This window comes from Paenilisteria portnoyi (assembly GCF_014322795.1).
Classification (GTDB): Bacteria; Bacillota; Bacilli; order Lactobacillales; family Listeriaceae; genus Listeria_A; species Listeria_A portnoyi.
This window is the reverse complement of the sequence record NZ_JAASTT010000021.1, coordinates 23,289-35,786: the sequence shown is the minus strand read 5'-3', so window position 1 is coordinate 35,786 and position 12,498 is coordinate 23,289. Positions and strand designations below refer to the sequence as shown.

Here is a 12,498-nt window from a genome sequence, read left to right as displayed (position 1 = left end):
CTTTCTCCTTGATTGAAGCTCAGTCTAATCTTCCTAAAAAAAAGAGACACAAGAAAAGCAAGGGGGGGAGCAAAATGGGGTTTGCCACAGCCTAAGAAGCTTTTCTCATGTCGGGTACTACAAGCCAGACATTATATTCTAAACTCAAGTATCATCTAATATGTAATTCTTTGTGTTCCTTTGAATCTTCGCGAAACCTTCACGTACTGCCTCGTCATTCGACTAGTAAAGCCGTGCTTAACCATCAATTATGTAAAAGACACATCCGCTCTACTACTCATAAATATCCGCAATTTTAAAAATCTACCAAGCCCATGCTAATTTCTAACGCTTTATTTACTTGATTCATCAAGCTATCGTCCAGATGCGTAATCTTGTCCGTCAAGCGTTGTTTATCAATCGTTCTCACCTGTTCGAGTAAAATAACAGAATCACGATCAAAACCATGTTTCCGGGCTGCCTCAACGTGAGTCGGCAATTTGGCTTTAGAAATCTTTGCCGTAATTGCCGCCACGATGACAGTAGGACTAAATCGATTGCCAATATCGTTTTGAATAACGAGAACAGGCCGTATTCCCCCTTGCTCACTTCCAACAACGGGAGATAAGTCCGCGTAGTAAACATCCCCACGCTTCACCATCGGCTCATTCATCCTCCTAAAACTTGTAAATTTTTATCCTCGGCTTCCGATTCTACATGTGTACATTCACACGCAATCGAAAAGTTAATAGAAGCCATTTCAGTATACCCACGTTCCATTTCGTCACGCAAATCGCGCGCTTTTCTTTGACGTAAAAACTGTTGTGTTGCTTCCATAATCATTTCACTCCGCCCCATTTTTTCTTTTGCCCGAGCCTCATCTAAGTCGTCCAATACCTGCTGCGTCATTTCTACCCAGATTTCTGTCGTGTCTGTCTTTTCTAACACGCGTCACACCCCCAGCTGTGTATTACTCCATAACATGTATATCGTAACACTATAGGCGCGTGATTGAAAGGCTTTTCGGAGTGTTTTTCACTAAAAATACGCTTTTAGACCTGATTCCCTATTCTTTAGGCTAGACTGAATACCTAAGAGTTAGGAAATATGTTGTGTACTTTCTCATTATAATTCCTAATTAAAAACTATGCACGTAAAAAACCTTACTAGATGTATTTTTTTGGAACCCTATCCGAAATAAGACACGTGATTTCATAATTAATCGTCTTCAAATGGCTTGCCGCAACGTCTGCTGAGTTCGGCCCACCAATGAGCGTCACTTTTGTACCAACAGGATATTCGTGTGGCAATTTAATGATGCACTGATCCATACAAACCCGACCAATAACCGGCATTAAAACACCATCTACCGATACGTGAAAACCAGTATACGCTCGAATAAACCCATCCGCGTAACCAACTGGTAAGGTCGCAACCCATTCTCGCGCTTCTGCTTCATACGTGGCGCCATAGCTCACATGATCTCCTGGCATCAATTCCTTCACCTGCACCATTTCCGTGTATAGCGATAAGGCTGGAAGTAGCTCAAACGGCAAAGCAGGAATAATTTCCGGTGACGGCGTTAAACCATACATCGAAATACCGAAACGCACCGCATCGAAATCCACCTGCTCATGCAATAACGCCGTGGCACTATTCGCACAATGCACAACAGCCGGGCGCACCTCCATCGAAGCTATCACCTCACGAAAACAGGCCAATTGCTTCTCAAAATATGATGTTTCTAGTTGATCCGCCGTAGCAAAATGCGTAAAAATACCTGCCAGCGTGATATCCTCTCGTTTGGCGATTGCTGCCTCTATCTCACGCACTGCCTCCATAGAGCGCAGACCCAATCGCCCCATACCTGTATCTACTTTCAAATGAACATCCAGATTCGCTGGCAACGGCCCCACACCGATTAACCATTCTAAATCAAATACCGTCACAGCAATCCGTTTTTGCGCAGCGAGTCCTGCAAAGCCTTGCGGAACCGCCCCCATTACCAGAATAAAATCATCAAACCCAGCTTCACGTAATGCTAAAGCCTCATCCAGAATCGCAACACAAAACCCTTTAGCACCAGCTTCTTTCGCTATTTTTGCGACTTCCAGCATCCCGTGCCCATACGCATCTGCTTTGACGACAGCAAATAAAGCAACATCAGCAGGCAAAAGCGCCCGCTCATTCTGAATATTATCCCTAATCGCCGTACGATCCACTTCCGCCCATGTCGGACGATGCCAACCTGTTACTGCCATTCTTTCTGCCTCCGATCTACCTCTTCAATGATGACTTGCGCCGCGGCACTTCTTCCCGTATGCGTAATACTAACAAAAACCTGCTCATCCAAACGCTTTGGCTTTGTCAAAATCGGCCGCCCATTCGGCAATGTCAAAATTTCCACATCCGTAAAGCTCAATTCCTTGCCAAATCCCGTCCCGTTAGCCTTCGCATAAGCTTCCTTCGCAGAAAAACGCCCTGCTAAAAACTCCACCTTGCGAGAACCACTATACTTAGCAAGCAATTTCTGCTCCTCATCCGTCAAAATTCGTTCCACAAACCGCGGATTGTGCGCTAAGACTTTCTCTACACGATCTAAATCAATCATATCTAATCCGATACCTTTTATCATGGCATCACCTGTTCCATTTGTTGACATGCCTCACTTGCCGCCGTTTTACTGGCCTGAATACAATCAGGAATTCCCACGCCACGATACGACATCCCTGCTAGAAAAATAGTTGGGTGGCTATGTCGCAGCTCTTTTTCCACAAGCGCAAGCCGTTCTTGATGACCCACCGTATATTGCGGCATAGCTTCTTTCATTCGACTTACTTCATAAAATAATGGCTCTCCTTCAAGCCCAATCATTTCTTTCAAGTCCGCTTGCACTTTATTCGCCATTTCCTCATCCGTCTGATCTAATAAGCCCACTTGCCCAGCCTTCCCAAGAAAACCGCGAAGCAAAATTTTCCCTTCCGGTACCATGTGTGGCCATTTTTCATGTACCCACGTGCAAGCCGTAATATTATAATCACCCGTTCTCGCTACCAAAAAGCCCGTGCCCTCAGGAATTGCCGGAACCGCTTCTGAATCAAAAGCTAGCGAAATCGTCGCCAAACTAGTCATCGGTTGCTCTGCCAGTGGTTTAACTGCTGGCGCGTCGAGTAGCGAAAGCACCACATCATGCGTTGCGGCAATAATAATCGCATCCGCAACAATGCGTTCGCCATTCTCCAAAACGACCGTTGTATTTTCAATCGCCTTCACCTTTGTACGTGCGTGCAGTCGCTCCTCTGGCAGGGAATCTACCAAAGCATCTGTTAACGTTGATAAACCTCCCGCAAGTGTTCGAAAAGCACCTATCGTTTTGGCAGTTCCAGTTGTATTAACCGTCTCTGGGCGATGGCTCTTCAACCCATACATCAAACTCCGGTGTTCCTTCGCTACTTGCTCAAATTGTGGAAAAGTAGCTCGCAAACTCATCTCATATATATTTCCCGCATAAATACCCGCCAGTAACGGCTCGATTAAGCGCACAACCATCTCTTTTCCAAAACGGTGTTCAAAGAAGGCACCTATCGACTGGTCCGCCTCCGTCACATTCGCATCTAACATCAATTCCTCTAATGCCCTGATTTTACCGTCTTGCGTCAATAAATCGCTTTCTAGGAGCGCACGAATATCCGTCGGGATTCCCATCACAGAGCCTTCTGGAATCGGATGCATCGCCGAGTCATGATAAATATACGATTTACCAGTCGCGTTTGTAATGAGTTGATCCGTTAATCCTAATTCATCCACAAGTGCCAGCCCCGCCGGTTTTCGTGCCAAGAAAGAATCTGGTCCTTTTTCAATGATAAAACCATCGCGATGAACCGTATTGAATTTCCCACCGAAATGATCGTCTGCCTCATATAATTGCCAATCTACCACTTCCTGATTGGTCTGCTTATTAAGATAATGTGCTGCGGATAAGCCTGTCAGTCCGCCGCCAATAATGATGATTTTTTTCATAATAGGTTCCTTCTTTCTAAATAAAGCTTTCTTATTTTGATGGCTGATACCAATGATACAATCGATTCGCATCTTGCTGAGCAATATAGTTAACCTCTGACTTCAAATGTGTTTGCCCCGATTTCATGAGTACTTTAAAATGAACAACATTGCCTTTTTTCATCCAAATACTTTGCGCGTAGTCCACCGATTGAACGCGGCGCTTCAGCATGAAATTCGTTTGCTTCGAGATAAAAGCACGACCTTGCATGACAAGTTCTGTCTCCGTCGTGTGAAAACCAGTTGCTCGGTAGGCACCGTATGCTACACATCCAAATATAGGTAACAACAACAAGCTGAATAACCCCCATGGGAACAATAAAATACTGACGAGTAAAATAACAGGAATCGTCCAAATTAGATTAATAAAGTAAAACCGTCTCAAGCTCTTTTTTGGCGCTCGCTCTAGCTTTTCTATTGGAAACTGATAATCCTCCAGAAACTGCGGTAATATCTCCAGTGCTTTCGCCTTTTTCACAATAGGCAAAATTAAAATGTCTCCGGAATGCTCATCGTCACCGGAACTTCCAGCCGTTACAACACGTACCGACGCCAATTTTAACATTTGACGAAGCGGTGATTCGATTAATTTAATCGATTGAATCCGTTCAAAAGCAATTGACGTATGCTCACGTTGCAATAATCCTTTTTCAATAACGATGTGGTCGTCGAATTTCATTAGCTTGAACTGGAAATACTTGAATAACGTGCTAACTATCGCAATTCCCCAAAGAATAAGCAGTACAACAAAGCCAATGATGACAAGGATAAGCACGCCATAACGAAGGATGGTATCGAATTGCTCTTCCACAAAATCAGCCGGAATCAAGTCACGGAATTGCTGACCGAACGCCAAAATAATGAAGAATATCCCAAAGACGCCGCCCGATGTCACCGCCATGAGTAGCAACTCTTTGACCTCTAACTGAAATGTAAGGAGTGGCTTCTCGTTCTTTTCCTCGACAACCTGAATTTCTGCCGTCTCCGAGCTCTCCTCTTCCACCAATTCAGCTACTTTTCCAGCACGTAAATCTTTCAATTCCTGTGCCACGCTTGCAGGAACTGCGCTCAAATCCGCTTCGGCTTTCCCGCCGCCAGCTGTTTCAATCAAAATTTGAACGACATGAAACGGCATATAGAAAAACCATTGTTTCTGCTGAACCGTTTGAATTCGCTCATATGGAATAAAAATATTTTTTTTGAAAAACAGGCCGTACTTCACGCGAATTCCCTTATCATCCATCCGATACCGGTATGTAAAATACTTGATTAAAGCCGGCATTAATAACAAAATAATCAAAGCAATAACGAGCAGCGGATACATCCACCAAGATAGTATCCCATTGTCATTCAAATTCCGAAACACCGCAAATATAACAACCGCAATTGGAATAATGCTCTGCCTTACACTGACAATTAACTCCTTAACAAGTGCAATCGGATGCAGACGTCTATCTTCATACATCTTCCTTCGCCACCTTTACAAGCTCTAAAATATGGTGTCTCAGCGCATCCGATTCTTCCGCTCGAACAGCCTCGATAGTGTGCACTGTTGCCGCTGTTGAAATGGATACACTCACCAATTTCTGCTTTCTTAAGAGCGGTCCCTGATCGGTTTCCACGTGCTGCACTCGAATCATCGGAATCAACACGCGACTTCTAAAAATAATCCCATGCTGAATCTCAATTTCGTCATGCCTGATTTGATAACTCCATCTTGCCCAACGAAAAGGTACAATCAAGAAAAACGTCAAAATAAAATATAGAATCGTAAACGCAAAACCAATCGCGCTCCACCAAAGTGATACATCAATCGCATAAAACAGAATCGCCGCCCCAATCGATGCAGCTAAAAACACCAAAATCGCAATCGCATACCCTTGGCGCCATACTGTTTTAATCTTCTCAGGTAATTTTTGTGCTAAATTCTCAAGCTCCATAAAACGCCCTCCCTTTTCTTTTAATAATACCTGAAACCCCTTGAAAAATAAAGCTTTATCCTCTACTATTTCGCGTCCCTATCAAGCATATTTATCCCCTTATTGCTCGATTTTGTGTATACTTAGTTTCTAATATAAACTTCTTAATCTGTTCGTTTTTCGTTCATAGTTTGTTCATTTCTTGGTTTTATAATGAAAGATAGAAAGGTGGTAGTAAGCATGAAAAAACGATTTTATGGATTCCTATTATTTATTTTATTCTTTTCAACGAGCATACATATTCCAGTGAGCGCGGCCACAACGAACCCTACTACTTCCGACGAAAACGCCAATGACTTTATAGAAATGTTCGAGATAGACAATTATACAGCAGCAAACCCATATATTTTAGTAACTGGAAATGCCGCGACTATCATGTTTACAACAGACGATAAGGCCAAAGTGAGCATTCGTAGCGGTTCTATTTATGTAAAAACAACGGACTATACACGTGACCAAGAACTAGCTATTAATCAATTAGAAGCAACCAACCATCTCATTTTAACCGTTACAACTAAAGCTGGTGTTAGCACTTCTTATCCAATCACCATTAAAACAACACCCAAATCCAAGCATAAAGTCGTACCAAGAATCACCGAAACATCGCTTTTATCCTCAAGAAGAACTGATTCTTAGAGAACTCTTCCGCGATTTTCATTTTCATCTCACCTTTATCCAGTAGTATAGACTTAACTACTACTGGAGGGATGTCAGCCTTGAAAAGGAAAATCGGATTTGGTGCCTTATGTTTCTTAATCGCTTTAGGCGCTAGCATCTTACTCACACGACCTGATGTAAAAGACACGGCCAGCAAATTAAAAACAGACTATATAGACGCAACTACCATCGAAAATGTAAACGATCCGTTCTCAAAGCTCGTTGATGACCAGAAAGAATGGTTTATGAAGAAATTAAGCGGATTATAAAAAAAGCATGATAACAATCGCGATTTTTAGGCGACTTGTCATCATGCTTTTTGACATTCTAATTGATAATTTTTTTGAAGTCAATCCGCTTGTTAATATAGTACATAATTGGTGCACCGATAGCTAGAACGACGAACTCGCTGATAGCCAGTGTTAACCATGTATACAAAAACGGCCATTTTAATACTACAGCCAATTCCCAGGCAATGATAAACATCGTCGCAGAAAAAACGAGCGTCGTCAAAACCATTCTCACCTTCACATTCGCAACGTAGCGACTTAGCAAAATAACAATGGCTAGCGAGATGGCGGACTGCCCTACCCCAAACACCCAATCATACCAACCGAGCGGGGAAAAGAAGTTCGCAATTAATACCCCGATTACAATTCCAAAAAAGTACTTCTTATCAAACACGATTAAATGATTGAACATCTCTGACAGACGAAATTGAATATTCGTAAATCCAAAAGGTGCTACAACCAGCGTCACGACAACATAAAGCGCCGCAACAATCGCATTTACCGTCAACGTTTTTATTTTCATTTCATATGAACTCCCCTTAGTTTTTTTACGTAGGATGGTCTCGAACTACGTTTTCTCATCTATGTTACCTTAAAACCCCTGCTATATCAAGGTCATTTCAACTTTTTTCACAAGTAAACGGTTTCTTATTAAAAAATACTTGCTTTTTTTCGCAAATGGGTGTAAATTCAATTATAGACTTTATTTGTCCACGATGGATTCGTTCCATTCTAATTAGGGACAAAATATATCCACAATGAAAACGAGGTGAATATCCAACATGCAATTAACCAAAGGCGTAGAGCAAGCGATTTGTATCATCGTCCTGCTGTCCACCCAAGATAACAATAATCCACTAGCATCCGACACGATTAGCGAGCATTTGCAAGTATCTCCTTCTTATTTAAAAAAGATTATGCGCAAACTCGTTGTCCAGAATATTATCCGGTCCGTGCCTGGCAATAACGGCGGTTTTTCACTGGCGAAAAGTCCAGAGCAGATTACGTTGCTAGAAGTCGTGGAATCGATGGAAGGCCCCATTTCAATTTATCCAGACACAGGCTTGATTAACAAAGTTTTCCGCGATGGCGAGCACACTTCTAAAGGGGAAGCAGTGTTACACGATGTTTTTAACGGCGCCAATGACCTTATTCGCGACTACTTATCCAAACAAACAGCCGCAGACCTACTGAAACGCACGATGGAACAATCTGAAATACCAGTACTTAACTGGAACACAATGAATCTAAGCAATCAAAAGGAGAAAGAGTGAGTTTTATGAATATGTTAAAAAAAGAATGGAAACGACTTTTAAACAACAAAATCCTGCTCGTTTCGACGATCGTTATTATGTTTATCCCGATTTTATACGGTGGCGTTTTCCTAAAATCCGTTTGGGACCCTTACGGCAAAACAAGTGAGCTTCCTGTTGCTGTCGTCAATGAGGACCAAGCGGCTAATTACGAAGGCCAAGAGCTCGATGTCGGGAATGAACTCGTCAAAGAACTGAAGAAAAATAACGATTTAGGCTGGAATTTCCTTGATGCGAAGACCGCCAATGAAGGTTTGAAAGACGGCAAGTACTATATGGTCATCACGATTCCGAAAGACTTTTCCAAAAATGCCTCTACCGTTCTTGATGCAACGCCTAAAAAAATGAATCTCTCTTATGAAATCAACCCCGCGCAGAACTATATCGGGGAAGTCGTAACTGGCCAAGGCGCATCAGCAGTCAACGCCAAAATTTCGAAAAAAGTAACGGAAAGCTACGCCAAAGCAATTTTTTCACAAATTTCAAAAGTTGGTGATGGCATGGAAACGGCCGCGGATGGTTCTAAGAAAATCGATGACGGCGCGATTCAATTGAAAAATGGCAGTAAAACGCTGACCGAAAAACTCAATGAACTCGCGAAAAGCACGCCGAAACTGGCAGATGGCGCGAATAAAATCAATGTAGCGCTAAGCACGACCGTTTCAGATGGCGTGAGCAAATTAAACGATGGCGCTGGAAAACTAAACAGTTCCCTCGGTCAATACACAGCAGGCGTTTCCCAAGTGCAATCAGGTCTTGGCAAATTGCAAGACGGAACAGCGAAACTAAATGCGAATTCTCCGGCCTTACTTGATGGCAGTAGTAAACTCGCAGATGGCCTTAGCACGTTAAACGCTAGTACAGGAACACTCGCCGCTAAAGTCCCCGAATTAAACAGCGGACAACAATCTTTGAACAGCGGTTTACAAAAATTACAAGCAGGAAGCACAAAACTGGATGCTGGTCTCAATAAACTATCAGACGGACTTCCAACCGCTTCTAACGTCAAAGAACTTACAACTGGATTAAACGCCATGAAAGATGGTATCAGCACAATTAACTCGTCTCTACAAGCAGGTGGAGATCTAAGCGCTTCGATGAAAACACTGCAAACGAACCTACAAACAATGGAATCCGCCATCACAGATCTAGGAAAATCAATCCAGACAAATGGCAAAAACACAACCACAGCTGTCGCTAGTACAACCGCATTCCAAACCCTGACACCAGCACAGCAAAAAGAAATTACCGACGCGCTTAGCAAAGAACTGACACAACAAGCTAGCCAACAAGTCGCAATCGCTCAAAAACTCGGTAATAACCTATCAAGTACAGCGGACATTTTACAAAACAAATTACAACCAGTCGCTGGAAGCTTAGGCACACTAAAAGCTGGCGTTGCAGAGCTTAATAGCAAAGCATCTACCGGCCTACCAGTTGCAATCAAAGCAATCCAAGGCTACGACACAATCCGCGGTGCATTTACAGCGCCAAACAACGGAATTTTATCAGGATCAGCGCAATTAAAAGCAGGTCTTGATTCAGCCGTATCTGGAAGCAACCAATTAGCATCTGGAACAGCTACCTTAAACAATAGTGTCCCTGCCCTAGTCGGCGGCGTATCGCAACTTGCAGAAGGATCTAACGCTTTAAACAGTGGCCTACAAACATACACAAATGGCGTAGGTACAGTGAATAATGGCATCAACCAAGCCAACAACGGTGCCACACAATTAACACAAAACAACCCAGCCCTACTTGCAGGCTCATCCGCACTCGCAGCTGGCACAAATACACTAGCTGGCGGCTTGCCAGAACTTGTGAGTGGCACAAACGCACTCGCAACTGGCGCAACACAAGTCAGCGATGGCTCTGGCAAACTAGCAACAGGCTCTGGAACAATCGCTTCCAACCTCGTGAAATTAAACGACGGTACAAGCGAACTGGCAACCAAACTAAAAGACGGCGCAGCAGAAGTTGGCAAAATCGATCCTTCGTCAAAAACATACGATATGATCGCACAACCAACCGACCTCACTGAGAAAAAACTAAGCAACGTACCAAACTACGGTCACGGTCTAGCACCTTACGTCCTATCTCTTGGCTTATACGTCGGCGCATTGGTATTCAACTTTATCTTCCCAATCCGTCGCCCATCGATGACACCAACATCTGGCGTTTCATGGTGGCTAAGTAAATTCTCGATTGGTTTTGTCGCAGCGATTTTACAAGCATTGATTCTTGATTTCGTCATGTTAGCACTCGGCTTAGAAGTGGCACATATGGGAGACTTCTTCTTAATCTCGATTTTGACGTCGCTCACCTTCATGTTCCTCGTTATGCTCTTGGCAACGGCACTCGGAAATCCTGGTCGCTTCATTGCGATGGTTATCCTCGTCTTGCAACTCGGAGCAAGTGGCGGTACATTCCCGATGCCACTCACAGACGGATTCTTCAACGCACTAAATCCATTCCTACCGATGACACATTCGGTTTACGGTTTCCGTCAAGCAATCTCATCAGGACTTGGAAATAATATGTTCGTAGTCAGCGCCTGGATCCTAGTCGGCTTGATTGTCCTATTCAACGCCCTGCTCATCCTGACGCTAACAATCAGAAAAAATAAGCGCTTCCCAGTGACAGAACTACACGAACAAACGATATAACTCAAAATACCGCGAAAATCCGGCTCTTCAAAATGCCGGGTTTCGCGGTATTTTTTGGCGCATAGGAGGTTCTTTCTTGCCTTAGTCCCAACTCCAAGGTTTATAATAAAGGATGGAGGTGAACAAAAATGAACATTAAACAAGCAGCAGAGATGTTCGATTTAACCGTTGATACATTGCGCTATTACGAACGAGTTGGCGTTATTCCACCCGTTCATCGCAATGCGAGTGGCTATCGGGACTATGCGACTGGCGATTTAAACTGGATTTACCTCGCGAAAAATTTGCGCAAAGCTGGTCTCTCCGTGGAGTCTCTCATCGAATTTGCCACGCTCGCTCAATTACGGGAAACGCAAAATGTCGAGGAAGCTCAAAAACAAGTTTTGCGAGATCAGTTGAAAGAGCTCGACGATAAATTGGCGGACATGAACGAAGTACGTGATCTGCTCGTCTATAAAATCGAAACGTACGACGAACATATTGCCAAATTTAAGACTGGTGAAATAAGTGCAGAAAACATCGAAAAACTCTGGGAACGAAAATAAGAGTTGATTACTTGCTATGGAGTGGGCTTCAAGGTTTATAGTTAAATTTAGAAATAGCAATAAAATCTAGGAGGAGTTATTTATGAAAACTGTCACATTAAATAATGGTGTTGAAATACCAATTTTAGGATTTGGAACATTTCAAATTACAGACCCCGAACAAGCGGAAACAGCTGTGCAAGAGGCGATTAAAGCTGGATATCGTCATATTGACACGGCGCAGAGCTACATGAATGAGGAAGCGGTTGGCCGAGGTATCGCTAAATCTGGTGTCCCACGCGAAGAACTTTTCATTACGACAAAGGTTTGGGTTGAAAATGTGAGCTATGAGGGTGTACTAGCATCATTCGAGCGTTCTTTGAAACGCCTTGGCCTAGACTATATTGATTTATTATTGATTCACCAACCATTCGCCGATGTTTACGGTGCTTGGCGTGCTATGGAAGAACTGCAAAAACAAGGAAAAATTCGGGCGATTGGCGTTTCCAATTTTGCAGTGGATAAAGCTGTGGACTTAGCAGAATTCAACACGGTTACTCCGCAAGTCAACCAAATAGAGATTAATCCATTCCAACAACAAGCGAAAAACATCGCAGCGCTAAAAGCAGAGGGTATCATGCCAGAAGCCTGGGCACCGTTCGCTGAGGGGAAAAACGATATCTTCCACAACGCCATTCTTGTCAAAATCGGTGAGAAGTATAGCAAATCCGTCGCACAAGTCATTACTCGCTGGCTAGTGGAGCAAGATGTCATCGTCTTGGCGAAATCGGTGAAACCTGAACGTATGCAGGAAAATCTCGATGTATTTGATTTTGAGTTAACAGCGGAGGATAAGCAGCAAATCGCGACGCTAAACGAAGGTGAAAGCCAGTTCTTCTCACATGCCGATCCAGAAATGATTCGCTGGATGGCCAGTCGAAAAATGGATGTTTAAATAACGTAAGAGCTTCGTACCATGAGGGATCATCCTTGATACGAAGCTCTTTAAATTCATCTCATATAAAGATTCT

Annotated in this window: 14 protein-coding genes and 1 riboswitch; of the genes, 6 read left to right on the top strand and 8 right to left on the bottom strand. The window is 43.3% G+C overall.

All coding sequences use genetic code 11. From position 1 onward, the window contains the following. Positions 1-295: 295 nt before the first annotated feature. From HCJ66_RS13045 to HCJ66_RS13015, 7 genes are all read right to left on the bottom strand, one after another. Entirely contained in the window at positions 296-640 is a 345-nt protein-coding gene (locus HCJ66_RS13045) for a type II toxin-antitoxin system PemK/MazF family toxin (protein ID WP_181677223.1), read from the bottom strand. Positions 641-648: 8 nt separating this feature from the next. Next, positions 649-927, bottom strand: coding sequence for a hypothetical protein (locus HCJ66_RS13040; protein ID WP_036079655.1), 279 nt, complete (start codon positions 925-927; stop codon positions 649-651). 218 nt (positions 928-1,145) lie between these two features. Next, a complete protein-coding gene (alr, locus tag HCJ66_RS13035) occupies positions 1,146-2,240 on the bottom strand; it encodes an alanine racemase (protein ID WP_187133526.1) in 1,095 nt (364 codons plus the stop codon). Beyond that, complete coding sequence (gene acpS, locus HCJ66_RS13030; RefSeq protein WP_187133562.1) at positions 2,231-2,614, bottom strand: holo-ACP synthase; 384 nt, start codon at positions 2,612-2,614, stop codon at positions 2,231-2,233. Before acpS ends, alr begins: the two co-directional genes overlap by 10 nt. Then, on the bottom strand, positions 2,611-3,999 hold the full coding sequence (hemG, locus tag HCJ66_RS13025; RefSeq protein ID WP_187133525.1) for a protoporphyrinogen oxidase: 1,389 nt from the start codon (positions 3,997-3,999) through the stop codon (positions 2,611-2,613). Before hemG ends, acpS begins: the two co-directional genes overlap by 4 nt. Positions 4,000-4,030: 31 nt before the next feature. Next, on the bottom strand, positions 4,031-5,503 hold the full coding sequence (locus HCJ66_RS13020; protein ID WP_187133524.1) for a PH domain-containing protein: 1,473 nt from the start codon (positions 5,501-5,503) through the stop codon (positions 4,031-4,033). Next, positions 5,496-5,978, bottom strand: coding sequence for a PH domain-containing protein (locus tag HCJ66_RS13015; RefSeq protein WP_181677166.1), 483 nt, complete (start codon positions 5,976-5,978; stop codon positions 5,496-5,498). The genes HCJ66_RS13020 and HCJ66_RS13015 overlap by 8 nt, the downstream gene beginning before the upstream one ends. A 219-nt stretch (positions 5,979-6,197) precedes the next feature. Here HCJ66_RS13015 and HCJ66_RS13010 point away from each other — a divergent pair, with 219 nt between their 5' ends. Continuing rightward, entirely contained in the window at positions 6,198-6,653 is a 456-nt protein-coding gene (locus HCJ66_RS13010) for a hypothetical protein (protein ID WP_187133523.1), read from the top strand. An 80-nt stretch (positions 6,654-6,733) separates the two neighbouring features. Then, positions 6,734-6,943, top strand: a complete 210-nt coding sequence (locus HCJ66_RS13005; protein WP_187133522.1) for a hypothetical protein — start codon at positions 6,734-6,736, stop codon at positions 6,941-6,943. Between the two features lie 58 nt (positions 6,944-7,001). Here HCJ66_RS13005 and HCJ66_RS13000 read toward each other — a convergent pair whose 3' ends face one another. Beyond that, entirely contained in the window at positions 7,002-7,487 is a 486-nt protein-coding gene (locus tag HCJ66_RS13000; RefSeq protein WP_187133521.1) for a QueT transporter family protein, read from the bottom strand. A gap of 10 nt (positions 7,488-7,497) precedes the next feature. Further along, a riboswitch (PreQ1 riboswitch) is annotated at positions 7,498-7,542 on the bottom strand. A 204-nt stretch (positions 7,543-7,746) separates the two neighbouring features. Between HCJ66_RS13000 and HCJ66_RS12995 the strand changes: the two genes are divergently transcribed. The 4 genes from HCJ66_RS12995 to HCJ66_RS12980 all read left to right on the top strand — a co-directional run bounded on the left by HCJ66_RS12995 (position 7,747) and on the right by HCJ66_RS12980 (position 12,422). Next, positions 7,747-8,238 carry an RrF2 family transcriptional regulator gene (locus tag HCJ66_RS12995; RefSeq protein WP_036058499.1) on the top strand — a complete coding sequence of 164 codons (492 nt, stop codon included), beginning with the start codon at positions 7,747-7,749 and terminating at the stop codon, positions 8,236-8,238. Positions 8,239-8,243: 5 nt separating this feature from the next. Further along, the gene (locus HCJ66_RS12990; protein WP_187133520.1) at positions 8,244-10,943 is read left to right on the top strand and encodes a YhgE/Pip domain-containing protein; all 2,700 of its coding nucleotides are present in this window, start codon (positions 8,244-8,246) and stop codon (positions 10,941-10,943) included. A 128-nt stretch (positions 10,944-11,071) separates the two neighbouring features. After that, a complete protein-coding gene (locus tag HCJ66_RS12985) occupies positions 11,072-11,488 on the top strand; it encodes a MerR family transcriptional regulator (RefSeq protein WP_187133519.1) in 417 nt (138 codons plus the stop codon). Positions 11,489-11,570: 82 nt separating this feature from the next. After that, entirely contained in the window at positions 11,571-12,422 is an 852-nt protein-coding gene (locus tag HCJ66_RS12980) for an aldo/keto reductase (RefSeq protein ID WP_187133518.1), read from the top strand. Positions 12,423-12,498: the final 76 nt, after the last annotated feature.

Bases quoted from the DNA above. Each gene is read 5' to 3' on its own strand.
- acpS (WP_187133562.1), bottom strand. From the start codon at position 2,614: ATGATAAAAGGTATCGGATTAGATATGATTGATTTAGATCGTGTAGAG.
- HCJ66_RS12980 (WP_187133518.1), top strand. From the start codon at position 11,571: ATGAAAACTGTCACATTAAATAATGGTGTTGAAATACCAATTTTAGGA.
- HCJ66_RS13020 (WP_187133524.1), bottom strand. From the start codon at position 5,503: ATGTATGAAGATAGACGTCTGCATCCGATTGCACTTGTTAAGGAGTTA.
- HCJ66_RS12990 (WP_187133520.1), top strand. From the start codon at position 8,244: ATGAATATGTTAAAAAAAGAATGGAAACGACTTTTAAACAACAAAATC.
- HCJ66_RS13000 (WP_187133521.1), bottom strand. From the start codon at position 7,487: ATGAAAATAAAAACGTTGACGGTAAATGCGATTGTTGCGGCGCTTTAT.
- HCJ66_RS13015 (WP_181677166.1), bottom strand. From the start codon at position 5,978: ATGGAGCTTGAGAATTTAGCACAAAAATTACCTGAGAAGATTAAAACA.
- HCJ66_RS12985 (WP_187133519.1), top strand. From the start codon at position 11,072: ATGAACATTAAACAAGCAGCAGAGATGTTCGATTTAACCGTTGATACA.
- hemG (WP_187133525.1), bottom strand. From the start codon at position 3,999: ATGAAAAAAATCATCATTATTGGCGGCGGACTGACAGGCTTATCCGCA.
- HCJ66_RS12995 (WP_036058499.1), top strand. From the start codon at position 7,747: ATGCAATTAACCAAAGGCGTAGAGCAAGCGATTTGTATCATCGTCCTG.
- HCJ66_RS13045 (WP_181677223.1), bottom strand. From the start codon at position 640: ATGGTGAAGCGTGGGGATGTTTACTACGCGGACTTATCTCCCGTTGTT.
- HCJ66_RS13010 (WP_187133523.1), top strand. From the start codon at position 6,198: ATGAAAAAACGATTTTATGGATTCCTATTATTTATTTTATTCTTTTCA.
- alr (WP_187133526.1), bottom strand. From the start codon at position 2,240: ATGGCAGTAACAGGTTGGCATCGTCCGACATGGGCGGAAGTGGATCGT.